We start from the raw sequence: 24,915 nt of genomic DNA, 5'->3' as shown, positions 1-24,915 counted from the left end.
TTATGCTGCTGAATCGGAAACAGAGCGGGAAACGCTGGCACCTGCGGCCAGATGGGGCACCCAAAGTAACAGGTCAGCTTCAATATCTGACGGATATGACGCTACCTGACATGATTCATGGCAGAGTATTGCGAAGCGAATATCCGTATGCTCGCATATTGTCTATAGATACTTCGGAAGCTGAGGCGTTGGAAGGTGTCTATGCGGTTCTGACCTCCAAAGATGTACCTGGTCTGAATCGTTTTGGCATAGCAACCCCGGATCAGCCCGTGTTCTGCGAGGATATTGTCCGTTATGTTGGGGATGCCATTGTAGCGGTTGCTGCGGATTCCCCGGAACGTGCGGCACTTGCGCTGGATGCGATTCGCGTAGAGTATGAGGAATTCACTCCGCTGAATAGCACAGACGCTGCATTGGCTCCCGGCGCACCAGAGCTGCATGAGCATGGTCCAGGTAATGTGCTGCATCGGACGGAGATCAAACGTGGAGACGCCGAGCAAGCTTTTGCCACGTGTGATCATATCGTGACAGAGACGTATTATACGCCTCGCCAGATGCATGCGTACATGGAGACAGAAGGTGGCCTGTTTGTCCCGGATGAAGAGGGTAGGCTGAATGTATTTGCGGCAACGCAACACGGTTATAAGGATCGGATGCAGCTTGCGCGCATTATTGGCTGTCCTGAAGAAGATATTCGCGTGGTGTCTTCACCGATTGGTGGTTCATTTGGCGGAAAAGATGAACTCAACGTACAGCCTTATGGTGCACTGCTGGCCTTGAGATGCGGACGTCCTGTGAAAATGCATAATTCACGTAAAGAATCCGTGCGTGCAGGGCTGAAACGGCACCCAATGAAGATTGAAATGCAGACCGGTATGAGTCGAGAAGGTATCATACAAGCGCATCGTGTCCGTATTACAGCAGATACGGGAGCGTATGCCACCCTGGGTGCACCCGTGCTGAACTTCTGTACCGAACATTGCCTTGGACCATACGCCATTCCGAATGTGGATGTGGAAGGTGTGTCTGTGTATACGAATAATGGATTGTCGGGTGAGTTTCGCGGATTTGGTGGGAACCAGGCGATTTTTGCCATGGAAGGCCAGATGGATCGGCTTGCAGCAATCATGAACATGGACCCTTGGGAGTTCCGCAGGCGTAATATGAGGGAAAAAAATGATCCTGGACCGCTGAATCAACGCATTCTGGTCACGGATGGACTGTCCCAAGTATGGGAGGCATTGGATCGCTCCGAACTGTGGCAAAAACATCAGAGTTCCCCCGCAGATCCTACTCTGCCGCCGTGGATCAAACGAGGTGTCGGAGCGGCCATCGCCATGCACGGTGCAGGGCTGGGTTATGGCATTCCAGATCCTGCAGGAGGCCGTCTGTCCCTGAATAACGAAGGCAAGATTGAGGTGGCGTTCAGCTACGAGGAATTTGGTCAGGGGCTCGTTGCAACGCTGGAAATTATGTTATGTGATCTATTCCAATGCAGTACATCGGATCTCAGTATCATCATTGGAGATACGGATCGTGTGCCACACAGCGGATCAAGCACAGCTTCACGTTCAACAACGATGGCATGGATGGCTCTTCAACGCTTGCAGATTCCATTTCGTTCCCGTGTTCTCGATGTCGCGTCTGAAATGTCCGGCGTTCCGGCAGATGAACTGGTGACAGGGCCTGGGGGAATATGGCGCAAAGGCCAGCTTCCTGCCGAAACTTCAGAAGTAGAAACAGATGTGCAAGGGACAGGAAAGAGTGAGAAGGAAGTAACATTGGCCCTGGAAGGCGTAAAACAAACGTCTGCTATAGGGAATGAAAGTGATCAAACTGCTGAAAGTTATTTAGGTTTATCTCAACACCTGGTGAAAGAGAGTGTCTCATCAGGCTTTGTGGTTTCGTATGCTGAACTCGCAACGCAGGGCGAAGCCGATGAATGGATTTTCGATACAAAGTTTGATTACCCAACTACGCCAGACAACGTGGTAGGCGGGCATTATTTGTATACGTATGCAGCGGTTGCGGCAGAGGTGGAAGTAAATACATTGACCGGAGAAACCAAGCTGCTGGATACGCGCCATGTTGTTGCGGCAGGTCCAGTTATCAACCCTATGGGCTATATCGGACAGATTGAAGGCGGCAGTGTCATGGCGCTGGGATTCACGTTGACCGAGGATGCGGTCATGCAGGACAGCCGTTATGTAACCACTAATCTTGACACGTATATGATCCCAACCATTCAGGATATTCATACCAATCTGGAGGTTGAAGCTATTGAAGACTTACCCGAAGGTGATGCGTTTGGACCGAGGGGGATCGGTGAGATTGGTTCCGTAGCGCTTGCGCCAGCCATTACTGCCGCAATACATCAGGCGACAGGCGTATGGGTTAACCGTCTTCCTGTACCGAGGGAACAACTGGTCAGACCTTTAAATGTACCTTTGCAGGAAGGAGTGAGCCCGTCATGAGTAAACCACTTGAGAGTCACTGGACAGCCGTTGTGAACGGCGAACAGAAACATCTGGAGATCGCGCAAACGACCCGGCTTGTCGATGTGCTACGGACTCATTTGCAACTAACGGGTACCAAAGTATCCTGCGAAGTCGGTCGATGCGGCGCATGTATGGTTCTGATGGATGGAGAGCCTGTGAACTCCTGTCTTATCATGGCTTATCAATGTGAGGGAAGTGACATTATGACGATTGAAGGTCTGCAAGGGGATGAGAAAGGCACTCTGCATCCGATTCAACAGGCTTTTGTGGAGGAAGGTGGCTTCCAGTGCGGCTACTGCACTCCGGGCATGGTGATCTCAACCAAGGCATTACTGGATGCACATCCTGAGCCTTCTCAAGAACAGATTGAAACGGGATTGTGCGGGAATCTGTGTCGTTGTACCGGCTATGGTGGCATTATTCGGGCGGTACGCAAGGCAGGGGAACGCTGTGCGACAAAGGAGACGTCTGCCCAGGAAACCGTTAGTTGAGTTGGTGCGCAGGACGTAGGACGTAGGACGTAGGCATAAAAACAAGAACAAGGAGAATTGAAGAATCATTCTTTGAAAAAGCATTCGATCCAGGAATGCTTTTTTTGTTTTTTAGGTTTTCCCAAGTGAAATCATATAACGGGAGATGAGGTTTAGGCCCGATTCTGGTTAGATAATGAATCGTTTTCGATTTTTATCAATTTGGGTTGAATGAAGAAAAAATATCACTCAAAGTACTGGTACAAAAGAATTACCAACATTCGTATTCACCATATATTTACAAATATTGATGTGCATGCTATGTTTACAATGAAAGCGCCATCATGAATGGGTTCATTGACATTTCATTATCATATTTCACTTGGGAAGGAAGATGGAATTGATGAAAAATTTGCTCAAAAAGGCAACCGCAATGATGCTGGCATTGGTCCTACTGCTTGGATTAATGACAGCGCCCGTTCATGCAGACACACCATTGTTCACCATCGAAAGCGAAAATGCGCAGCTCACCCCGGATCTTCAAGTGGTTACTTCAATCTATGGACAACCCAAGCCCGGATTCTCAGGGGCCGGATTTGTCTGGATGCAGAACTCTGGCACATTAACCTTCACAGTTACTGTCCCGGAAACCGGCATGTACGCAATCTCCACACGATATATGCAGGAGCTCAGTGCAGATGGCAGGTCACAAAATTTAATTGTGAATGGTGTTACGAAAGGTGCGTACATGCTGCCTTACACGACAACATGGTCAGACTTCGATTTTGGCTTTCACAAGCTGAATCAGGGTGTCAATACGATTGAGCTGAAGGCTGGCTGGGGCTTCGCGTATTTTGATACTTTTACAGTGGATCATGCTGATCTGGATCCCCTGAATGTGCAGCCAGTTCTCACTGATCCTGAAGCTACACCGGAAACTCAAATTTTGATGAATTATTTAACGGAGGTATACGGAAACAACATTATTTCTGGTCAGCAAGAGATCTACGGAGGAGGGAATGACGGAGATACAGGGCTTGAATTCGAGTGGATTCATGATTTGACCGGAAAGTATCCGGCTATCCGTGGCTTTGATCTGATGAACTATAATCCGTTGTATGGTTGGGAGGACGGCACAACCGATCGCATGATTGATTGGGTGAATAACCGTGAAGGTATTGCAACAGCTTCCTGGCATATCAATGTGCCTCGTAATTTCAATACGTATGAGCTTGGGGACTTTGTGGATTGGAAAGAAGCTACGTACAAGCCAACCGAAACGAATTTTAATACAGCAAATGCGGTAATTCCCGGTACGAAAGAGTATCAGTACGTGATGATGACCATCGAGGATCTGGCCGAACAATTGCTGATTTTGCAAGATAACGATGTGCCAGTGCTTTTCCGTCCGTATCATGAAGCAGAAGGCAACGGCGGGCTGAACGGGGAAGGCGCATGGTTCTGGTGGGCTTCGGCAGGCGCAGACGTATACAAACAGCTATGGAATCTGCTCTATACCGAACTGACCGAGACGTATGGCTTGCACAATCTGATCTGGACCTACAACAGCTATGTATATAGTACTTCTCCGGCTTGGTATCCGGGTGATGACCAGGTAGATCTTGTCGGATACGACAAATACAATACGATCTACAACCGTTATGACGGTTTGTCGGGCGTGCCCAATGAGGATGCGATTACCTCGATTTTCTATAAGCTTGTTGAGTTGACGGGCGGTACAAAAATGGTAGCGATGACGGAGAACGACACGATTCCAAGCGTGAAAAATCTGACAGAGGAGAAGTCAGGATGGCTGTACTTCTGTCCTTGGTATGGCGAGCATCTGATGAGTTCTGCATTTAATTACCCGGCAACACTGAAAACGCTTTATCAAAGTGATTATGTCATTACGTTGGATGAGCTGCCAAATCTAAAGGTTAACAATCCCAACCCCAGTGCATCCATCACACCTGGAAACGTTGAATTTGACAAATACACACCCAATCAAAGCGATAAAACCGTAACCGTGAATGCAAACGGCAATACGCTAACTGCTCTCCGGGCAGGCAACAATGCGTTGACCGCAACGACAGACTATACCTTGAACGGAAGCACATTGCTGCTGAAAAAAGCTTATCTGGCAACCCTGCCAGTTGGTGAGCATTCGATTGTTCTGGATTTTATTCAAGGTCAGGACCCTGTGTTAAAAGTCAAAATTGTGGATTCAACACCGGGTACAAATGCTGTGATTTCTCCTGTGAATGCAACATTTGATAAAGCGACGAATCCCGCACAGGATATTTCCGTATCTCTCACCTTAAACGGCCGTCAGCTCACAAGCATCACGAAGGGGAATGCTACGCTTGTAGCGGGTCAGAATTATACAGCATCCAGCTCTGCTGTTGTTCTGAACAAATCCTATCTTGCCACGCTTCCGCTGGGCCAGAACGTATTGACCCTTCACTTCAATGGAGGAAATGACGCTGTGCTAACGGTGAACGTCATAGATAGCACCGTTACTGTCCCAGCAGGGGATTTGACGATTCAAGCTTTTAACGGCAATACAATTGCATCCACCAACGGAATTTCACCCAAATTCAAATTGGTCAACTCAGGCAATTCGGCTATTCCGTTAAGTGATGTAAAACTCCGGTATTACTATACAATTGACGGGGAGGAAGCTCAGAGTTTCTGGTCCGACTGGGCCAGTATGGGCAGCACAAATGTAACGAGCCAATTCGTTAAACTGGCGACTCCAGTTGCCGGAGCGGATCATTATCTTGAAGTGGGCTTTACAAGTGCAGCGGGATCACTGAATGCGGGCCAGAGCGCAGAGGTTCAAACTCGCTTTTCCAAAAACAATTGGACGAATTACACACAGACTAATGATTACTCGTTTAAGGCATCTGGTAGTCAGTTCGCAAACCATGATAAGGTCACCGGGTATGTGAACGGTCAGCTGGTATGGGGAATTGAGCCGTAAAGGTAGGTAGCACGTTTAATGGGCTGGATCAGGGGTTGAACCTCTGATTCAGCCTTTTTATGGTGTAGAAGGTGTACACCGATTAGACGGAATGTTCTTTATCACTTCTAGAACGTGACGATGTATCCATGTCTGTTCATATGCGATCTATTATCTTTTTCGTATGGCCCATGATGAACTGAAGAAGCAGACCTGCGCAACACACAGTTAATAATGTACCAAGCCCGATCGGTCCACCAAAAAGGAATGCCAGCATCAAAAATACAAAGTAAATCAATGTTCTCGATACAAATAAGGGGGTTCGCGTGATTTCGCGCAAAATTAATGTTAAGCGGTCAATCGGAATGGGTGCAAAATTGGTCTGTAAATAAATTGCCGTGCCGATACTTATGATCACTAAACCAATGACAAAAGTCATTAATTTGCTGTACCAAACTTCGGGTGTGATCAAGGAATCAGATACATAAAGCCAGATATCAATCCCGACACCAGTAATGAATGCGGTGACGAGTCCCAAAAACTCGGGTTTTTGCTGCTGCAAAAGCGAATTACATCCAATTAATAGGAAAGCAATGATGACCTCCCAGCTACCTACACTTAGCCCTATATGATGTGACAGCCCTACCAGAAGTGCATCAAACGGTGAGGTACCCAATTCAGATTGGATGGTAAGGGAAATGCCAAGTGTTAAGATGAGAATACCTGCGACAAAAAGTACATATTTCAAATTCATTCAACCTCTTTTTTAATATTATGTTGCAAATACAACAAAATTGAGCTAAATTCAATGTAACCCTTTTTTATTGCATTTGCAACAAACGATTAACTTGTTAAAGGAATGTGAATATAGATGACGATTCGTATAGAGAGATGTACCATTGAACATGTATGTGAACTGCAGGAGATTAGTTATGAGACGTTTAATGAAACGTTTAAAGCGCAAAATTCACCCGAAAATATGAAAGCTTATCTGGAAAAGGCGTTTAATCGGGAGCAATTGGAAACGGAACTGTCCATGGCGGATTCGCAATTTCTTTTTATTTATGTCAACAATCAAGTTGCTGGGTACATGAAGGTGAATATCAATGATGCGCAGTCTGAGAAGATGAGCGTGGAATCCCTTGAGATCGAGCGGGTGTACATCAAAAAAGAGTTCCAAAAACATGGCCTTGGTAAAGTGCTGCTCCATAAAGCCATAGCGATGGCAAAAGAACATCACAAAACAAATATTTGGTTAGGTGTGTGGGAGAAAAATGAAAATGCTATCGCCTTTTATGAAAAGATGGGGTTTGTACAGACAGGAGCCCATGCTTTTTACATGGGAGATGAGGAACAGATTGATTTGATAATGACCAAAACGCTACTGTAACTGGATCATCGAGGGAAAAGCTTGGGAGAAAAATGCTATTGAGCAGAATTCTTTCGGGCTTTTTTATGTTTTGCCAGAACCGTTGAATCATAAAATGAAGAAATTGACGAATATTAATACATAATAAATATTATGTAAACTTATTATTTTCGATGACCTTCATAAGCTGCATCTATGGCTTTAGTAAAAGTTAAAGGCCTGATTAATACATAACTGGCAGTATAATTTTGCTCAATAATCGTGAAGGTAATAGGCTGATCTCAAGGATCGTCAATATAATTTATTAGTTTAATTCTACGTTTGGACAGTCAGCCGAAAATCGTTTTCGTTTGTAGTCTGTTAGATAAGGTTAAGTCTTAATAATCAGAATATAAGTTGTATATACCTCATGTTAAAAGAACTTTTTGCACGTGAAACGGACGTGTTAATCCACCATGTTGAATTATTTAGTTTTCGAGCGGAAAATGGAAAATAAAATTAATATTTCAAGTAAGAAATCAGGAGGATTGGACTCTTAAAACCAGCCGAAAAAAGGAGCAGAATCAATCAAAATATTAATTGGATAAATAAGGTATGAATCGTTCGAAAGGCGCTACTACGCCTTTTATAGATCAATTTCATATGGATTTGCGATGGATTTAGTACCGCTTTCACGTTATGCTTTTGGAAATTGGAAAGGAAGTGGGAAAAATGGAACGCGAACTGGCGTTGGAAATTGTCAGAGTAACAGAATTGGCTGCGTTAGCTTCAGCACCCTGGATGGGACGAGGCGACAAGAACAGTGCAGATGAAGCGGCTACTTTGGCCATGCGCGCCATGTTCGATTCCGTGTCCATTCGCGGCACGGTGGTAATCGGTGAAGGAGAAATGGATGAAGCCCCCATGTTGTACATCGGCGAGGAAGTGGGCAACGCTGAGGGGCCTGAGGTTGACGTGGCTGTAGACCCGCTCGAAGGTACAGAAATCGTGGCCAAAGGACTAAACAACGCTCTATCGGTTATTGCAGTGGCGGGAAAAGGTAACCTGCTCCACGCACCGGACATGTATATGGAGAAACTTGCGGTAGGGCCTGCGCTTGTAGGCAAGGTAAGCATTGAAGACCCGGTTGAAGTCACACTGGAGAAAGCCGCTGCCGCATTGAACAAAAACATCTCGGATCTGACAGTGATGATTCTGGATCGTGTGCGCCATGAGAGCACAATTAAGACTCTACGCAAGGTCGGTGTACGGATCAAGTTCCTCAGTGACGGTGATGTTGCTGGGGCGATGGCACCGGCCTTCCCGGAGGCGGGTATCGATCTCTATGTCGGATCTGGAGGAGCGCCAGAAGGTGTGCTGGCTGCTGCAGCGCTATCTTGCCTTGGGGGTGAGATTCAAGGTCGTCTGATGCCTGCCAACGCAGACGAATTCCAACGTTGCTTGCAGATGGGAATTGATAATCCTTACAAAGTGTTAACGATGCAGGATATGATCGGCACAGAGGATGTCATTTTTGCTGCAACAGGTGTGACGCCAGGTGAGATTCTGGGAGGGGTACGGTATCTTGCGGATGATCGGGCTGAGACGGATTCGATTGTCATGCGTGCCAAAACGAAGACCATTCGATTCATTCGTTCCCAACACTTCCTGCCTAACAAAGAAGTGCTGCACAAAGTAAGACAGCTTCAATCCACGCCTGAACCATCGGACCGCATTCCGAATCTTGTGAAAACGATGGAGCAGGCTGAGTTTAGTCAATCCTCCGTTGATCTTGGCGTTACAACGACATTGTGAGCTGCACTCCCCATTAATTGTACAAATAGCAGCAACCGTAATCGTTGTAGTGTGTTTGATAAGTAACTTGGACCCCCTAAGGTTACAGGGTGCTCGGATTCAATGAAAGTACCATCTCTGGCAAGATAATAATGAGGGCTTGGATTTACCCGAGCTCTCGTTATTTTTTGTTTAAAGCATTGACAACGGTTACATGGCATGAGAAAATGTACGCGCGTACATAAATATCGATTTTTAGTTATTACATCATTTATAGGTGAGCTAGAAGGGGGTGAAATCATGGCATCTCGTAAAGAAGTGGCTGATCTTGCGGGTGTTTCCGAGGCAACGGTCTCCCGGGTGCTTAATGGGGTAGGTCCTATTAAAGAAGAGACACGCCGCAAGGTTCTTGAAGCTTCTGAACAGTTAGGCTATGTGCCCAGCGCTCTTGCTCGCAGTTTTGCCAGAAGTAAAAGCGGGAACCTTGGCGTGGTATTACCTTATGTTCCGAAGGCGCATCTGTTCTCGGCGTATTTTTTCTCGGAAATGCTGAGTGGGATTGGAAGCAAAGCCAGAGACAATGGCATGGACCTGTTGGTTATGTTCCGGACACCCGGTGAAGTAATGAATTATACGGATCTGTTCCGGCGTCAGAAAGTGGACGCTTGCATTATCCTAGGTGCCAGAGACGATCATGAAGAACTGGCGGCCATGCAGCAGCTTCACAAGGAAGGACACCCGTTCTGTGTCATGAATCAGCATTTTGAGGGCCAATCATTCACGGAAGTGGATGCGGATCATGTGGAAGGAAGCAGGCTTGCCATACGTCATCTTACGGATCAGGGATATCGCAAAGTCGCTTTTCTCAATGGTCCGGACAGCTACTCCAACAGCCAGGAGCGAATGGAAGGTGTCCGTCTTGGCCTGCAAGAAGCAGGTATGGAGCTGGACCCGAGTCTATTGCTTGAGGGGAATTATAGTAGACGAAGTGGCATTGAGGCGGCAGCGATTGTAGCAGATCGCCTACATGAGATTGATGCTGTATTTGCGGCCAATGACCGGATGGCCATTGGTGTCATGCATGGTTTGCGTGAGCGGGGAATAGGGCCTGCGGATTTTCCGGCATTTGTGGGTTATGACGACTCCGATGCCGCCGAGATGGCGGTTCCGCCGCTGAGTAGCGTCAGGGTTCCATTTTTTGAGATGGGTGAATTTGCAGTATCGAAGCTTATGCATGGGTCTGTGGGTGATACACATAAAGCGAATAACTCTGTTGTAGCGGTAACCGAATCAGCGAGAGCGTTGTTGCCTACCGAACTGATCATCCGTGCTTCTTCTATCCGTCAATAGTTTATTGGTACACAAATTGAAAGACTTTTTATTATTCCAAAGGAGGAAATGACCATGTCAAATCGTCTTCGTGTCGGAATGGTTGGATACAAGTTTATGGGGAAGGCCCACAGTAATGCCTATCGCAGTCTGCCGATGTTTTTCCCGTCTGCTCCGCTGCAGCCCGAGATGTCTGTGATCTGTGGACGTAACGAGCAGGGAGTGCAGGAGGCAGCGAATCAGTTCGGCTGGTCCGAAAGTGTAACAGATTGGCGTGAACTGGTGAAGCGAGATGATATCGATCTGATTGATATTAACGCGCCAAGTGATGCCCATAAGGAAATTGCGTTGGAAGCAGCTCGTCAGGGCAAACATCTGTTTTGTGAGAAACCACTTGCTCTGTCCCTCGCGGATTCGCGTGAGATGCTTCAGGCAGCAGAGGAGGCCGGAGTCGCACATATGGTCGGGTTCAACTACCGTTTCTCACCAGCGGTGCAATTGGCGAAGGATCTGGTGGAGAGCGGACGACTGGGTAAGATCTATCATTTCCGTGCTTTTTTCTTGCAGGACTGGATCATGGACCCTTCGTTCCCGCTGGTATGGCGTTTGCAAAAAGAAGTGGCTGGCTCTGGTTCCCATGGGGATCTGGGCGCGCACTTAATCGATCTGGCTCGTTTCCTTGTTGGTGAATTCCAGGAAGTCATCGGCATGAGCGAAACATTTATCAAAGAACGACCACTTGCAGCAGAGATGACCGGGCTGAGTGCAAAGGGCAGTTCGAATGCGGATGCACCGAAAGGAGAAGTGACCGTCGACGATGCTACGTTGTTCCTGGCACGATTCGCAGGAGGGGCGCTGGGCAGCTTCGAAGCTACACGTTTTGCAGCGGGGCATCGCAGTACGAACTCGTTTGAGATTAATGGCAGTCTCGGCAGTGTACGGTTTGATTTTGAGCGGATGAACGAACTGGAAGTATATTTTACAAAGGATGAAGAGGACGTACAGGGATTCCGCCGTGTACTGGCAACCGATCCGGCACACAAGTACTCCGAAGCCTGGTGGCCTGCCGGACATACGATTGGATTCGAGCACACGTTCACGCATGAAATGCTGGAGTTGGTAACTGCGATCTCTGAAGGACGACAACCATCACCGAGTTTCCACGATGGGGTCGCCTGTCAGGCTGTACTGGAAGCGGTAGAACGTTCGGTGACGGAGCGACGCTGGGTGACACTTGAAGAGATGTAAGTAAGCAAGGCGGAGTAAGTCAGGATTAGCGTTGAGCACAACTAAACTAGTTGAAAGCGAGTGAATAAACGATGAGTAAAGCACTGATTGTATGGGGCGGCTGGGATGGACATGAACCGGAGCAGGTAGCAGCGATTTTTGAGCGTATTTTGAAGGAAGAGCAGTTTGAGGTTGAAGTCTCGAATACGTTGGAGTCTTATGCGGATGCAGAGAAGCTGATGGGTCTGGATCTGATCGTGCCATTGTGGACGATGGGACAGATTGAGCAGGAATTGGTCAATAACGTATCAGCGGCTGTTCAGAGCGGTGTGGGCTTGGCTGGTCTTCATGGCGGGATGTGTGATGCCTTCCGAAATAACGTAGACTGGCAGTTTATGACGGGTGGACAATGGGTTGCTCATCCAGGTAACGATGGTGTGGAGTACATGGTGAACATGAAACGTGGCTCTAGCCCGTTACTGGATCATATTGAAGATTTTCAGGTAAAAAGTGAACAGTACTACCTGCACGTAGACCCGGCAGTGGAAGTGCTGGCAACAACTCGTTTCCCCGTGGTGACTGGTCCGCATGCAGCGAATGGACCCGTAGATATGCCTGTTGTATGGACGAAACGCTGGGGCGCAGGGCGAGTATTCTACAACTCACTGGGACACCATGCAGACATTGTAGACATGAAACCCGTGACTGAAATGATGCGCAGTGGATTCAAATGGACAGCAGCAGGCAAAGAGCTTGCCAAGAGTCGAGTAAGTTCAGCAACCGAAGTGTATACAGGTATGGCGGACAATCAGAACTAATGAGATTGTAGTTTGATCGTAAACGTAACTTCAGTGTCAACCATTCATCCTCAATGGATAAACCATTTCTGATCCACGGCGAAGGGAGCCCCAAGCATGAAAAAAATGAAAGTAGGCATTATTGGCTGCGGTAAAATCAGCGGTATTTATATGGAAAATTGTCACCGGTTCGAGGTGCTGGAACTTGTTGCTGTTGCGGATCTTGATCGGAAACGTGCAGAGGAGCAGGCTGCAGCCTATAACGTGCCAAACGTATACAGCGTGGATGAAATCTTGGCTGATCCTGAGATTGAGCTGATCATCAACCTGACGATTCCTTCCGTTCATGCGGATGTATGCTTGCGGGCGCTTGAATCAGGCAAACATGTCTATGTGGAAAAACCACTCGCTGTTACCCGTGAAGAAGGGCAGGCTGTGCTCGAAACAGCGAAGCGTAAAGGATTGCTCGTGGGCTGCGCGCCAGAGACTTTCTTTGGTTCAGGTATCCAGACTTCACTTCAATTGGTAGAAGAAGGGGTAATCGGCAAGCCGGTTGCGGCAACCGCATTTATGATGAGCCGTGGTCATGAACACTGGCACCCAGATCCGGAGTTTTATTACGCATCAGGCGGTGGGCCAATGTTTGACATGGGTCCGTACTACCTCACGGCATTGGTTCAACTGATGGGACCGATCAAGTCCATTGCGGGCATGACAGGTAAAGCCATGGAAGAACGGACGATTACGAGTGAGAAAAAGAGAGGCCAAGTGGTTCCCGTCGAAATTCCAACTCACGTTACGGGTCTGTTGCAGTTTGAGCAGGGTGCCATTGGCACGCTAATTACGAGCTTTGACGTATTTGGCGGAAGTGCACTGCCACCGATTGAGATATACGGCACGCATGGCACATTGCAGGTACCTGATCCCAACACCTTCGGCGGTCCGGTTCGTTACCGCTTGCTGGGTGAACATGAATGGACGGAAGTTCCGCTTCTCCCAGGATATCAGGAAAATACACGCGGCATCGGTGTGGCAGATATGGCCTATGCAGCCCAAAGTGGACGTGCACACCGTGCGAGCGGGGAACTGGCATACCACGTACTTGAGGCCATGTGGGCATTCCATGATTCATCAGATGAGCAGACTTTTTACCAGATGAAAAGCTCGTGTCAGCGCCCGGCTGCATTGCCGGTGGATCTGCCATTGTATACATTGGATAAATAAGATAGCCATCATGGCTTATATCATGACCAACAGCCCCTTTCCTTCGAACACGGAAAGGGGCTGTTTTTATTGAATTTAAGAAAAATTGGAGATAACAGCGATCGGAAGGTTGTTCGGTCATTGGAGTGTCCAGTGTAAATATTCTTTAATTCAACTTATATAGTCATTTATGGCTCAAATCCCGCCTGACTGATCCAGATTTCATCCTCGGGAAAATAGTCTTTCATCCGTTGAACAACAGTCTGATACGCCTCTGGATGATACCAGTGCTCCATCCCCACTTCTTGATAGAGCGACTCCATGCCGAGTCGACGGGTGCGCTTACCCTCGCTACCATCGCCCATGAAATAATCGTCAATACATACGCGCCGAACCAGCGGTCGTAAGACGGCAGCAAACTGTTCACTGCTGGGTAATACGGGAGCAATCGCAACCTGTGTCGGTATTCCGGCATCCCGCAACTGTTCCAATGCACGTAATCGGCCTGCAATTGGGGGAGCGGAAGGACTGAAATGCTTGCGCATATCGTCCAGATCCGTCTCCACAGTCATGCTGACCCGAACCCGGTCTCCTAACTGTAGTAAGAGATCTATATCCCGGGTAACGAGGGGACTGCGGGTTTGGACCAATACAAAATCGGGCGGATACTGTACCATCGTTTCAAGCAATGAACGCGTGATACACTCCTTGTACTCAGCGGGTTGATACGGGTCTGTACTGGATGACATGAACAGAGTGACTTTGCCTTTCGCCAGGGCACGCTTCAATTCTTTGGCGAACACTCGGGAGGCCTCCTGTTTCACATCCACCCAACTCCCCCAATCCTCTTTGCGAAATAAGGAGACAGGCATCTGTCTGACATAACAATAGGAACAACCGAAGGCGCAGCCTGTGTAAGGATTCAACGTATGTGTATATCCATTAAGGAAGCCTGTTCCTTTGTTCAGTAACGTTTTGGGTATTTTGTAAGAAAGGTTGGTTTTCATAAGTTCTCATGCCTTTCGCGGTAGTGTGCAGGTGTGAGACCTGTGTGTTTGCGAAATACAGTAATGAAATAAGCTGAGTTAGGTATACCGACATGGCGGCCAATATCGGTGACGGTAAGTCCGGTATGTTCAAGCAACTTCCGGGCTTCGGTCATTCGTTTATCCTGAATATATTGAACCGGTGTGCGACCTGTAATCCGCTTGAACACACGATGCAGATGATAAGGACTGCCATGACTTACAGTGGCAAGGATATCCAAGGTTAGAGGTTCGGCGTAATGATGTTCGATGTAATCCGTGATCCCGTATATCCACTCCTGATCAGGTACCCGCTCGCCTGTTGGTTTACAACGTTTGCAGGGTCTGAACTTTCGTGCCAACGCTTCTTCAACATGTTGAAATATCAGCACATTTTCAGCTTTGGGTGCTCTGGACTTACAGGAAGGTCGGCAGAAAATACCCGTTGTTTGCACACCGTAAAAGAACGTTCCATCATAAGAATTATCGTTGTTGATGATGGCATGCCAGTATTTTTCATCTATCGATTCGGGCAGTATGCGATCTTGATCTGGACTTTTCACGGTGATCACCTCATCTCTAATTATACCCCTAGTTCCAAGGGATTGACGAAGTTTCAACTTAAAAAGCAAGATATCAATATCTGGGATAAAGTACCTTCCTTCAATCTGAACGAAATATGAGCTACAATATACAAGATGGAAGTGGTTTATATCTCAAATGAAATTTATAGATGAAAGAGGTAGGTAAGCATGGTTCGTTTTGGAGTAGTGGGTACCAACTGGATTACAGAAAGGCTTCTCGAAGCCGCAGCACAGGTTGATGGATTCAAGTTAACCGCCGTGTATTCAAGAACTGAAGATAAGGCTAATGCATTTGCAGATAAATATGATGTTGAACACCGCTTCACCGATCTGGAAGAGTTGGCAGCAAGTGATGTGATTGATGCAGTCTACATTGCCACACCAAATACGGTTCATGCAGAGCAGGCTGAGCTTTTTCTGAGAAACGGTAAACATGTATTGTGCGAGAAACCTCTGGCTGCAAACAGTGCCGAAGTTCGGAGCATAATCGATACAGCACGAGAACACGAGGTTCTGCTCATGGAAGCGATGAAATCGACCCTTGTCCCCCAGTTCAAAATGGTGCAGAAGAGCCTGTATAAAATCGGTCCTGTCCGCAAATATGTAGCAGGATACTCTCAGTATTCTTCGCGTTACGACAAGTACAAAGAGGGGATTGTCCTGAACGCGTTCAAGCCTGAACTCGCTAATGGGGCGTTAATGGATCTCGGTGTGTATTGTCTCTATCCATTGATTACGTTGTTCGGTGCACCTAATCGGGTTCAATCCCAAGCGATGATGCTGGAATCTGGTGTGGATGGACAAGGCAGTGTGCTACTGGATTATGATGGGATGGATGCGGTTGTTACATACTCCAAAATCTCCAATTCTCATGTACCAAGCGAAATTATGGGGGAACTGGGCAGCATCATCATTGACAAGATTGGCTCACCGGAACATGCAGAGATACGTTACAATGACGGTACGGTGGAGCAGCTCACAGTCGAACAAAACCATCCGGCGATGTATTATGAAGTGGAGGAGTTCGTGAATCTGGTTCAGGAAGGCAAAAAGGAGTCTGACATGAACACGTATGAACGCTCCTATGTTACGATGCAGGTCATGGATCAGATTCGGAAGCAGATTGGGCTTGTGTTCCCTAACGATTGATTCAAAAACAGGAAAGGTAGCTGAGACGAGATGAGCAGAGATGAGCAGAGCAACAAACCCTCCAATGATTCTGGTGGTTTGGAACTGTCACAGATTGTTTTCATAGGAAGAACCTTCGAGGAATATATGAAGATGTTCAACTTAACGGTAGAAGAGATTACTGGCAAGTCGATTCTGGATTGTCCCGGCGGAGCATGTTCGTTCAGCAGTCAGGCGCGCAAGTTGGGTGCAGACCCTGTAGCGGTAGATATTGCCTACGAATACGGGATCGACGAGCTTGAAGTAAAGGGATATCAGGACATTGAGCATACGATGAAACAGATGGAACCCGTGCAAAACATATATGTGTGGGATCAATTTGGATCAATCCAGGGGTTAAAGGAAGAACGAACTCGTGCCATCACAGATTGCATCGCAGATATGAGAATGTTTCCTGACCGTTATGTGGCGTCTGTGCTCCCGGATCTACCCTTTGCGGATGGACAATTTGATCTGACGTTATCCGCCCATTTCCTGTTTACGTACGCGGATCGATTGGATGTTGATTTTCATGTTGCAACCGTGATGGAACTACTGCGTGTGACCAAACGAGAGGTTCGCATTTTTCCAACAGTGGATCTGTCTGGCCAACGTTACAAGCACATGGATGAGTTAAAATTAATACTCGAAGAGCGTGGGTGCACGGTATCCGAAGAACCAACTTCATATGAGTTTCAACGGAACGCTCACACCATGCTTCACATTGTTAAACATAATCGAACAAGATAGGAGGTTTTTTGGATGAATAAAGTCCTTATACTTGGGGGTACACGTTTTTTCGGTAAACGTCTGGTGGATCACTTGCTGTGGGAAGGGAAGTCTCAGATCACAGTCGCCACTCGTGGTAAAACGGATGTTGACTTCGGACCCGAAGTAAACCGAATCAAGATGGATCGTGAAGACCCGGAATCTCTGGCAGAGGTTGCGCAGACAGACATGTGGGATGTCGTGTACGACAATATCTGTTACTCCCCAAATGCGGCGAAATCGGCATGTGAAGCTTTTGCAGGACGCACCAAAAGATACGTTCTGACATCCACACTCTCGGTGTACGGTGATCCCAAACCTGGATTTAAGGAAACGGATTTTGACCCGTATACATATCCATTACAGTATGGGAGTGCGGAGGATTTTTCGTATGGAGAAGGCAAACGGCTTGCAGAGGCTGTATTTTTCCAAGTAGCGGATTTCCCGGTTGTAGCGATGCGCATTCCCATTGTACTCGGGATTGATGATTATACGAGAAGACTCCATTTTCATATTGAACATGTGCAAAAAGGAAAACCGATCGGCATGCCAAATCCGGATGCGGAGATTGGATTTATCAATTCCACTGAAGCGGCAAGATTTCTCGCTTGGCTTGGACATTCGTCCATTACCGGTCCAGTGAATGCAGCTTCCAAGGGTGCAATTACGCTGTCAGCCATGATACATCTGATCGAGACGGTCACGGGCATGCAGTCCCAGATCCTCATGGAAACGGTGAAAGAAGATATGTCACCCTTCGGCGTTGAGCAATCATGGACGATGGTGACGACCAAGGCAGAACAAGCGGGATATACGTTCGAACCTCTGATGGACTGGTTCCCGGGACTCGTTCGTGAGGTTGCTCTCGCATTACAGTCGGAGCGGTAGAATATCGGCTCGGATGGAACCAAAATGAAACTGAATGAATCTGACGAACCAACCGGTTCGGACGAATTGGGTCATTCCAACGTATGAACATCAAACAGGGTGCAACCAGAGTGAAGTCTCCGGTGCACCCTGTTCATGTTGTACATTTTTTCGAATTGGAACGGGAGCTAATCTAGATAGGTGGGACTAATCATTTACACGATAATATTTAGTCAACTCTGGTGCTTAACTCTATTTTTGCTCACGTGGAGCAGTAGCTGAAGCCCGTATGCGCAGTTCTGATGGTAGAATGACGGTTTGGGCTTCGGAAGGGGCCTTGCCCTCAATCCGGTCAATCAGCATCTGTACGCCCTGAAACCCAAAGTCATATGCTGGCTGTGCTGCTACAGTCAGGAAAGGATCAAAAGCAGAAGCCAGATCCAGATCGTCGAAGCATACGACAGAGATGTCTTCTGGCACACGTAGTCCTCGTTTGCGCAAAAGCCGGATGACCCCAATCGCCAGCATGTTGTTGGCGGCAAAAATGGCTGTTGGTTTCTCCGGTTGTGAGAGTAGTTGATCCAGTCCCTCTTCATCGCTGAAATCCCGGTACCCGGTTCGAAGCACAAGTTCGGGATCGATATCAACTCCGACCTCACGCAAACCCGCTACATAACCTTCCTCCCGCAGTCTGGCGGTAGAAACCTCTGAAGAACCATTGACCAGTGCAATGCGCCGGTGCCCCAATTGCACCAGATATCGGATCAGTTCAATCGCACCTTCCCGGCTATCTCCGGCAATGACATCTGACGTAATGCCAGGGACGGTTCGGTCTAGAAAGACAAACGGAATGTGACGTTCCTGCAACTGTTTCAGATGAGTGAGAGAACGATCTCCTGCAGGGGCAAAGAGTACACCATCGACGCGAGTTGACAGAATTGCATCCACGTAGTCCTTTTCCTTATGGTAATCCTCGTCACTGTTGCCAAATAAAAGACGGTACCCACGAAGATGGGCTGCATCTTCAGCACCGCGGGCGAGTGTTGTATAAAAAGGGTTGGTAATATCCGTAATAAGCAGCGAGAGCATCTGGGTTCGCTGAAGCACAAGACTGCGTGCATTGGAGTTCGGGATGTAACCCAGTTCGTCGATCACCTGTTGCACACGTTCGCGTGTCGCGGAACTTATGCGGCCTGTATGATTAATGACTTTGGAGACCGTCATGGCGGAGACGTTGGCTTTTTTGGCAATATCGTAAATGGTAATCATTAGAATCTAACCTTTCCGCAACATAGTCTTACCATTCTATAGGATAATGCCAATTGACAGCAAGATAGGCTCATGCTATGTTAGGGTTACCGATAACCCTAAAGGGTTCTGAACGTCTTTACTACATAAACCATTTCGTTGAATTCGCTCATGCACGTTCCATTTCCTTGAAAAGAGGAACTACATACAAGGCTGATTAATGAAATGGTTTATTGGTATTTTTTTTAAATATGTAAACGCATTCAATTCCAAGTAATGCTCTTGATAATCTGTGTATGCAGCTCTTGCATGCCACCCGGGTATCGGTTGTATTTCCGTCATTATCTCATTCCAATCACTGCATATGGATCAGACAGAAGGTTTCTCAATTCAACCCAAATAATTCTATGAAACGAATTGAAGGAGGACATTCCAGTATGACACATCAGGATTATCGTTATAAGCAGGCTTTCCCCAAGATTGGTATTCGTCCCACGATTGATGGAAGACGCAAGGGTGTTCGGGAGTCACTGGAAGAGCAAACGATGCGGATGGCGACATCTGTTGCGGAACTGCTTGCAGCCGAACTGCGTTATCCTGACGGGTCCGCGGTGGAATGTGTTGTGGCCGAGACTTGTATTGGCGGAGTGGCCGAAGCGGCCGCAGCATCAGAACTATTCAGCCGTTCCAACGTGGGCGTAACGATCACCGTGACACCATGCTGGTGTTATGGTACGGAAACGATGGATATGTCACCATCCACTCCAACAGCTATCTGGGGTTTTAACGGAACTGAACGTCCGGGTGCTGTATATCTGGCGGCAGTTCTCTCTGCCCATGCACAGAAGGGGATTCCGGCCTTTGGGATCTATGGAGAGGATGTTCAGGACGGCGGGGATACAACAATTCCCGATGACGTGCGTGAGAAATTACTCCGGTTCAGCCGTGCGGGTCTGGCAGCCGCTACCTTGAAAGGGCAAGCGTATCTGTCCATTGGATCGGTATCCATGGGGATTGCAGGTTCGATTGTGAACGATTCATTTTTCCAAGAGTATCTGGGCATGAGAAACGAATATGTGGATATGAGCGAGCTCACTCGTCGTATTGAAGAAGAAATCTACGATCCTGAAGAGTATAAGCTCGCACTGGCCTGGGTGAAGGAGAATTGTAACGAAGGTCCGGACAACAACGCTGCCCATCTACAAACGGATCGCAAACGCAAAGAGTACGAATGGGAGACCGTTGTGAAAATGACCCAAATTGTGCGTGACTTGATGGCGGGCAATCCAAGATTGGCTGAGCTTGGTTTCACAGAGGAATCGATGGGCCACCACGCGATTGTATCCGGCTTCCAGGGACAACGGCAGTGGACAGATCATTCACCTAACGGAGATTTTCTGGAGTCGATATTAAACTCTTCCTTTGACTGGAATGGCAAACGTGCGCCTTATCTAGTTGCAACGGAGAATGACAGCCTGAACGGGGTATCGATGTTATTCGGTTCGCTGCTGACACATACGGCACAGATCTTTGCTGATGTGCGCACGTATTGGAGTCCGGATTCGGTACAGCGTGTGACGGGGCACCAGTTGGAAGGAAACGCGAAGGATGGCATTTTGCATCTGATTAACTCCGGTTCCGCAGCCTTGGATGGCACCGGACAACAGTCCAGAGATGGGAAGCCTGTGCTCAAGCCATTCTGGGAAATTACAGATGAGGAAGTACAGGACTGCCTAAAAGCAACATCCTGGAGACCGGCATCCGTAGAATATTTCCGCGGGGGCGGCTATTCAGCGGATTTCCTGACCAAAGGTGGCATGCCTGTAACGATGACACGTCTGAATCTGGTCAAAGGACTGGGTCCGGTGCTGCAAATCGCTCAGGGTTACACGGTCGATCTGCCTGAAGATGTGCATGATACGCTGGATCAACGGACAGACCCTACCTGGCCATCCACCTGGTTTGCACCTGTTCTAACCGGATCGGGAGCGTTTACTTCCGTATACGAGGTCATGAATCAATGGGGCGCTAACCATGGCTCCATCTCGTATGGACACATCGGTGCTGATCTGATTACGCTGGCTTCCATGCTGCGCATTCCGGTAAATATGCATAATGTACCTGAATCGGAGATTTTCCGTCCGCGTGCATGGGGATTGTTCGGCACAAGTGAGCCGGAAAGCGCAGACTACCGTGCTTGCAGTGTATTTGGCCCGTTATATCGTTAAAATAAAGTTCCATTCCTGTCAAACGCCATGTTCCTTATGAATTGAAGGTAACATGGCGTTCTCTTGAAAGCTGCGTTCAGAACTCGAATACGGCTTATCGCGTAGAGTTAAGGAGGCTTGAAAAAATGGGCGATCAAGCAACACATGTGCTTGCTGCCGATTACGGCGCTGGGAGTGGACGCGTAGTCCGGGGTTCTTTTGATGGAAGCAGACTCTCGTTACAAGAAGTTCATCGATTCAACAACGTACCCGTGCAGCTGGGCGATGGATTGTATTGGGATTTCTTGCGACTTTTTCATGAATTAAAACAAGGCATTGTGAAAGGGACGCAAGGCATCTCTCCAACGGTCCGTTCTATAGCTGTGGATACGTGGGGAGTGGACTATGGACTGGTAGATGGGGCGGGAAGATTATGCTCGAATCCACGTCACTATCGGGAGGCACGCAATGCGCAGTGGATGGAAGAAGTTCTGCACCTTGTGAAAGAAGAAGAACTGTACGCCATGTCCGGCGTTCTGCCGCAGCAAATCAATACGGTATTCCAATTGCTAGGCAGTGTGCGAGAGCATGTCGAAGGTTTGCGTCCGGATGTACGCATGTTATTTATGCCGGATTTGTTTCACTATTATCTATCCGGTCAGCAGGCTTGTGAGTATACGATTGCAAGTACCAGTGGACTGTTGCATGCAGGTGAGGCGCGTTGGAATGAACATCTGATCGGGCGTCTCGGTATACCGGAAACATTATTTCCAAAACTCGTTCAACCGGGTACCGTGCTGGGCGATTTAACAAATGAGTTGTGCGCCGAGTTACGGACTGGACCGATGCAGGTAGTCTCTGTAGGCTCACATGATACGGCATCTGCCCTGGCAGCAATCCCTGCGAATGATTCGGATTTCGCTTTTATCAGCTGTGGCACCTGGTCTCTGATGGGGGTGGAGCGTGATACACCTGTATTGGATGATCGAAGTCGTGCACGGGGATTCACGAATGAAGGGACGGTAAGTGGAAAAGTACGCACCCTGAAAAATCGTTCAGGCTTGTGGCTGCTACAGGAATGCAAACGGCAATGGGAGCGGGAGAATCAACTTTTTACACATGAAGAACTGATTCAATTGGCTGCCTTGGCAACGCCGCATCAAAGTTATGTATCGCCGGGAGATGGCGTGTATTTGGCGCCAGGGAATATGGCTGAACGAATACGGCAACAATGCAGTCTCACCGGACAGACAGTGCCCGAAACGACTGGAGCGATTGTACGCTGCATTCTGGAAAGTCTTGCACTGGAATTCAGACAGACGCTGGATGAAATGCAGTTGATTACAGGTACAAGACCTCGTGTCATTCATATGGTTGGTGGTGGTGTACACAATCGACTATTATGCCAGTTTACAGCCAATGCAGCCGGTGTCCCGGTGGTGGCAGGCCCGGCAGAGGCGACTTCAGCCGGGAATTGCATGCTGCAATTCCTTGCGCATGGAGAAGTGAGTAGCTTGGCCGAGGTACGGGAGGTCATGGCTGCTTCCTTTTCCCCCGAGACCTATGAGCCTGAGGATACAGAGCTGTGGCAGGAAGCTTATGAAAACTACCAAAGTCTGAATCAAATCAAAAGGTAATGAACAGATTTAATGCAATGAGCATGGACGCAAAATGCTAAAAAGAAAAGTATGAGGAGTGGAGAAAACATGTCTGAACAGCAAATAAGGGAAGAGTTGACGAAATATGCCCGCAGAGCAGTTGCCCAAGGGTTGGTGGTAGGACCCGGTGGGAATCTGAGCGCTCGCTCTGGGGGAACGATGTTATTGTCTCCGAGTGGTTATGCACTTGAGGATCTGGAGCCTGACGAATGGATCGCCATTGATATCGAGACAGGAGAGACTCGTGCGGGAACAACACGCCCTTCTTCCGAAGTTTTGATGCATCTGTACAGTTATCGTGTGAATCCTGATATCCAAGCCATTGTGCATACGCATCCGGCCTATACGATTGCACTTAGTCTTGTTTTCGATGAATTGCCACACTTGTTCCCTGATCAGTCGGCTTTGGTGGGCGATATCGGGTTCGTTCCATATGTTCTGCCAACGACGAAACTACTTGCCGATGCAGTCTCAGCAAAGGTAGAAGAACATACGGCACTCATTCTCGTCAATCACGGATTGGTCACAACGGGTAAAAACCTCCGCGAAGCCTATTATCGCACCCAGGTAGTGGAAGAAAGCGCGAAGGTATATATGATCGCAAAAGCAGCCGGGGAACCCAAAGTGCTTACTGCCGAAGAATATAAGGAAATTCAATCGCTTGAAAGTGAAGCCTACCGTGTGCAGTTATTGCAACAACTCAAGTCCTGAGACCTTATTTGTTCATTTGTGAGTGTGTTCATGGTTCAAAATATTACTACCTTAAGGGCAGTTTGCATCCTCCGGCTAAACGTTGGAATAAAGGATGTGAAATGCTCTTTTTTAATGTCGAATTAGAAAACGTAATATTAAAGCGGAAGTGAATAATTCGTACTAATTTGATGAGATTTGTTGAAACTGAGATGGCTTGAAGTTATACTATCGTTAATCATCAATGAGTAACAACTAAAAGCATAATAAATAACAATTAAGTATTTAAGAGGGGGGTGAATGCAGTGGGTCCTGAGCTAAACGAAATGGAGCTGGAATACGAACTGCTGAAGCAGCTTCGAGACGCCAGCGCTCCCATCGGGGCCAGTACGTTGGTTCATACTTTGGGCAAAACGTATGGTCTGAGTCAGGCAACCATCGGAAGAAGACTTATGGAGATGGATGTTGAAGGTTTTACAGTTCTGGAAGGCCGCAAGGGAAGGACTTTGACCGAACAGGGTCTGGATCGAATAAATATATTAGAAAGAGAGTTGCAGCAAAAAAGCGTGAATTCACAGTTAATTCAGATGCTGAATCATTCCGGGGAAAAGGCTCTAGTGGATGTTCTCGTTGCCAGAAGGGCACTTGAGCGGGAGATTGCTTCTCTGGCAGCACAGCGTGCATCGAAAGAATACATATTACTGTTGCAAGCATCGATTGTGAACCAGCATGAATTGCTTTCCAAGAATATTATACCATACGAACAGGACCGGGAGTTTCACAGATTGCTGGCTTATGCTGCGCAAAACCAAATTCTTCTGCACGCGGTTGAACTGGTATGGGAGACAAGCCGTGATTTTCTGGAGACAGCATATATTCGCCGGAGAGTAGGAAGTGAATTAGTTGTGGACCATCAGCAGATTCTGGATGCTATTGTAGCCGGCTCTCCAGAGCAGGCTGAAGCGGCGATGGTGAACCATATTAACCAAATGATTAATGATGTCAAACGTTATTTCGCCATGCAAAACCAATAAAACACCTTTGAACGAAACCCGGTGTTAAAGGAGTTGAGC

Annotated in this window: 20 protein-coding genes; 16 read left to right on the top strand and 4 right to left on the bottom strand. The window is 47.7% G+C overall.

What is annotated here, in order from left to right:
• The first annotated feature begins 2 nt into the window (after window positions 1-2).
• The 3 genes from F0220_RS17220 (at window position 3) to F0220_RS17210 (ending at window position 5,951) form a co-directional block, all read left to right on the top strand.
• A complete protein-coding gene (locus F0220_RS17220; RefSeq protein ID WP_105599062.1) occupies window positions 3-2,474 on the top strand; it encodes a molybdopterin cofactor-binding domain-containing protein in 2,472 nt (823 codons plus the stop codon).
• Window positions 2,471-2,989, top strand: a complete 519-nt coding sequence (locus F0220_RS17215) for a (2Fe-2S)-binding protein (protein ID WP_105599061.1) — start codon at window positions 2,471-2,473, stop codon at window positions 2,987-2,989. Before F0220_RS17220 ends, F0220_RS17215 begins: the two co-directional genes overlap by 4 nt.
• A gap of 382 nt (window positions 2,990-3,371) precedes the next feature.
• On the top strand, window positions 3,372-5,951 hold the full coding sequence (locus F0220_RS17210; protein ID WP_105599060.1) for a glycosyl hydrolase: 2,580 nt from the start codon (window positions 3,372-3,374) through the stop codon (window positions 5,949-5,951).
• 136 nt (window positions 5,952-6,087) lie between these two features.
• On the opposite strand, the gene F0220_RS17205 is transcribed toward F0220_RS17210, so the two are convergent.
• Complete coding sequence (locus F0220_RS17205) at window positions 6,088-6,678, bottom strand: YczE/YyaS/YitT family protein (protein ID WP_105599169.1); 591 nt, start codon at window positions 6,676-6,678, stop codon at window positions 6,088-6,090.
• Window positions 6,679-6,801: 123 nt separating this feature from the next.
• Here F0220_RS17205 and F0220_RS17200 point away from each other — a divergent pair, with 123 nt between their 5' ends.
• The 6 genes from F0220_RS17200 to F0220_RS17175 all read left to right on the top strand — a co-directional run bounded on the left by F0220_RS17200 (window position 6,802) and on the right by F0220_RS17175 (window position 13,649).
• A complete protein-coding gene (locus F0220_RS17200; protein ID WP_105599059.1) occupies window positions 6,802-7,320 on the top strand; it encodes a spermidine/spermine N(1)-acetyltransferase in 519 nt (172 codons plus the stop codon).
• 690 nt (window positions 7,321-8,010) lie between these two features.
• On the top strand, window positions 8,011-9,093 hold the full coding sequence (gene glpX, locus F0220_RS17195) for a class II fructose-bisphosphatase (RefSeq protein ID WP_091019505.1): 1,083 nt from the start codon (window positions 8,011-8,013) through the stop codon (window positions 9,091-9,093).
• A 279-nt stretch (window positions 9,094-9,372) separates the two neighbouring features.
• Window positions 9,373-10,422, top strand: a complete 1,050-nt coding sequence (locus F0220_RS17190) for a LacI family DNA-binding transcriptional regulator (protein WP_105599058.1) — start codon at window positions 9,373-9,375, stop codon at window positions 10,420-10,422.
• A gap of 54 nt (window positions 10,423-10,476) precedes the next feature.
• Window positions 10,477-11,649 carry a Gfo/Idh/MocA family protein gene (locus tag F0220_RS17185; protein ID WP_091019501.1) on the top strand — a complete coding sequence of 391 codons (1,173 nt, stop codon included), beginning with the start codon at window positions 10,477-10,479 and terminating at the stop codon, window positions 11,647-11,649.
• Window positions 11,650-11,720: 71 nt separating this feature from the next.
• A complete protein-coding gene (locus F0220_RS17180; protein WP_076217226.1) occupies window positions 11,721-12,446 on the top strand; it encodes a ThuA domain-containing protein in 726 nt (241 codons plus the stop codon).
• Window positions 12,447-12,542: 96 nt separating this feature from the next.
• On the top strand, window positions 12,543-13,649 hold the full coding sequence (locus F0220_RS17175; RefSeq protein WP_091019500.1) for a Gfo/Idh/MocA family protein: 1,107 nt from the start codon (window positions 12,543-12,545) through the stop codon (window positions 13,647-13,649).
• Window positions 13,650-13,816: 167 nt separating this feature from the next.
• On the opposite strand, the gene F0220_RS17170 is transcribed toward F0220_RS17175, so the two are convergent.
• On the bottom strand, window positions 13,817-14,635 hold the full coding sequence (locus F0220_RS17170; RefSeq protein ID WP_105599057.1) for an SPL family radical SAM protein: 819 nt from the start codon (window positions 14,633-14,635) through the stop codon (window positions 13,817-13,819).
• On the bottom strand, window positions 14,632-15,216 hold the full coding sequence (locus F0220_RS17165) for a bifunctional transcriptional activator/DNA repair enzyme AdaA (protein WP_105599056.1): 585 nt from the start codon (window positions 15,214-15,216) through the stop codon (window positions 14,632-14,634). Before F0220_RS17165 ends, F0220_RS17170 begins: the two co-directional genes overlap by 4 nt.
• Window positions 15,217-15,405: 189 nt before the next feature.
• On the opposite strand from F0220_RS17165, the gene F0220_RS17160 reads away from it, so the two are divergent.
• Genes F0220_RS17160 through F0220_RS17150 form a run of 3 tightly spaced genes read left to right on the top strand, consistent with a single transcriptional unit; the run spans window position 15,406 to window position 18,060 of the window.
• The gene (locus F0220_RS17160) at window positions 15,406-16,386 is read left to right on the top strand and encodes a Gfo/Idh/MocA family protein (protein WP_105599055.1); all 981 of its coding nucleotides are present in this window, start codon (window positions 15,406-15,408) and stop codon (window positions 16,384-16,386) included.
• Between the two features lie 30 nt (window positions 16,387-16,416).
• On the top strand, window positions 16,417-17,154 hold the full coding sequence (locus F0220_RS17155; RefSeq protein ID WP_091019492.1) for a class I SAM-dependent methyltransferase: 738 nt from the start codon (window positions 16,417-16,419) through the stop codon (window positions 17,152-17,154).
• A 12-nt stretch (window positions 17,155-17,166) separates the two neighbouring features.
• Window positions 17,167-18,060, top strand: coding sequence for an NAD-dependent epimerase/dehydratase family protein (locus F0220_RS17150; protein ID WP_105599054.1), 894 nt, complete (start codon window positions 17,167-17,169; stop codon window positions 18,058-18,060).
• Between the two features lie 231 nt (window positions 18,061-18,291).
• Here F0220_RS17150 and F0220_RS17145 read toward each other — a convergent pair whose 3' ends face one another.
• A complete protein-coding gene (locus F0220_RS17145) occupies window positions 18,292-19,308 on the bottom strand; it encodes a LacI family DNA-binding transcriptional regulator (protein WP_105599053.1) in 1,017 nt (338 codons plus the stop codon).
• A 416-nt stretch (window positions 19,309-19,724) separates the two neighbouring features.
• Between F0220_RS17145 and F0220_RS17140 the strand changes: the two genes are divergently transcribed.
• The 4 genes from F0220_RS17140 to F0220_RS17125 all read left to right on the top strand — a co-directional run bounded on the left by F0220_RS17140 (window position 19,725) and on the right by F0220_RS17125 (window position 24,876).
• Complete coding sequence (locus tag F0220_RS17140; protein ID WP_105599052.1) at window positions 19,725-21,515, top strand: L-fucose isomerase; 1,791 nt, start codon at window positions 19,725-19,727, stop codon at window positions 21,513-21,515.
• A 125-nt stretch (window positions 21,516-21,640) separates the two neighbouring features.
• Window positions 21,641-23,131 (top strand): rhamnulokinase, encoded by a 1,491-nt coding sequence (locus F0220_RS17135; protein ID WP_105599051.1) that lies wholly within the window; start codon window positions 21,641-21,643, stop codon window positions 23,129-23,131.
• A gap of 69 nt (window positions 23,132-23,200) precedes the next feature.
• On the top strand, window positions 23,201-23,863 hold the full coding sequence (locus F0220_RS17130) for a class II aldolase/adducin family protein (protein WP_091019484.1): 663 nt from the start codon (window positions 23,201-23,203) through the stop codon (window positions 23,861-23,863).
• Between the two features lie 284 nt (window positions 23,864-24,147).
• Window positions 24,148-24,876, top strand: a complete 729-nt coding sequence (locus tag F0220_RS17125; protein WP_223199720.1) for an FCD domain-containing protein — start codon at window positions 24,148-24,150, stop codon at window positions 24,874-24,876.
• The last annotated feature ends 39 nt before the right edge of the window (window positions 24,877-24,915 follow it).

This window comes from Paenibacillus sp. 37, assembly GCF_008386395.1.
GTDB lineage: Bacteria > Bacillota > Bacilli > Paenibacillales > Paenibacillaceae > Paenibacillus > Paenibacillus amylolyticus_B.
Note: the sequence above shows the minus strand (reverse complement) of the source record. Positions and strands in the feature narration are given on the sequence as shown.

Excerpts from the sequence above, each read along its gene's own strand:
- F0220_RS17180 (WP_076217226.1), top strand. The coding sequence starts at position 11,721 with ATGAGTAAAGCACTGATTGTATGGGGCGGCTGGGATGGACATGAACCG.
- F0220_RS17170 (WP_105599057.1), bottom strand. The coding sequence starts at position 14,635 with ATGAAAACCAACCTTTCTTACAAAATACCCAAAACGTTACTGAACAAA.
- F0220_RS17200 (WP_105599059.1), top strand. The coding sequence starts at position 6,802 with ATGACGATTCGTATAGAGAGATGTACCATTGAACATGTATGTGAACTG.
- F0220_RS17140 (WP_105599052.1), top strand. The coding sequence starts at position 19,725 with ATGACACATCAGGATTATCGTTATAAGCAGGCTTTCCCCAAGATTGGT.
- glpX (WP_091019505.1), top strand. The coding sequence starts at position 8,011 with ATGGAACGCGAACTGGCGTTGGAAATTGTCAGAGTAACAGAATTGGCT.
- F0220_RS17210 (WP_105599060.1), top strand. The coding sequence starts at position 3,372 with ATGAAAAATTTGCTCAAAAAGGCAACCGCAATGATGCTGGCATTGGTC.
- F0220_RS17220 (WP_105599062.1), top strand. The coding sequence starts at position 3 with ATGCTGCTGAATCGGAAACAGAGCGGGAAACGCTGGCACCTGCGGCCA.
- F0220_RS17215 (WP_105599061.1), top strand. The coding sequence starts at position 2,471 with ATGAGTAAACCACTTGAGAGTCACTGGACAGCCGTTGTGAACGGCGAA.
- F0220_RS17155 (WP_091019492.1), top strand. The coding sequence starts at position 16,417 with ATGAGCAGAGATGAGCAGAGCAACAAACCCTCCAATGATTCTGGTGGT.
- F0220_RS17160 (WP_105599055.1), top strand. The coding sequence starts at position 15,406 with ATGGTTCGTTTTGGAGTAGTGGGTACCAACTGGATTACAGAAAGGCTT.
- F0220_RS17175 (WP_091019500.1), top strand. The coding sequence starts at position 12,543 with ATGAAAAAAATGAAAGTAGGCATTATTGGCTGCGGTAAAATCAGCGGT.
- F0220_RS17185 (WP_091019501.1), top strand. The coding sequence starts at position 10,477 with ATGTCAAATCGTCTTCGTGTCGGAATGGTTGGATACAAGTTTATGGGG.
- F0220_RS17135 (WP_105599051.1), top strand. The coding sequence starts at position 21,641 with ATGGGCGATCAAGCAACACATGTGCTTGCTGCCGATTACGGCGCTGGG.
- F0220_RS17150 (WP_105599054.1), top strand. The coding sequence starts at position 17,167 with ATGAATAAAGTCCTTATACTTGGGGGTACACGTTTTTTCGGTAAACGT.
- F0220_RS17145 (WP_105599053.1), bottom strand. The coding sequence starts at position 19,308 with ATGATTACCATTTACGATATTGCCAAAAAAGCCAACGTCTCCGCCATG.
- F0220_RS17130 (WP_091019484.1), top strand. The coding sequence starts at position 23,201 with ATGTCTGAACAGCAAATAAGGGAAGAGTTGACGAAATATGCCCGCAGA.
- F0220_RS17190 (WP_105599058.1), top strand. The coding sequence starts at position 9,373 with ATGGCATCTCGTAAAGAAGTGGCTGATCTTGCGGGTGTTTCCGAGGCA.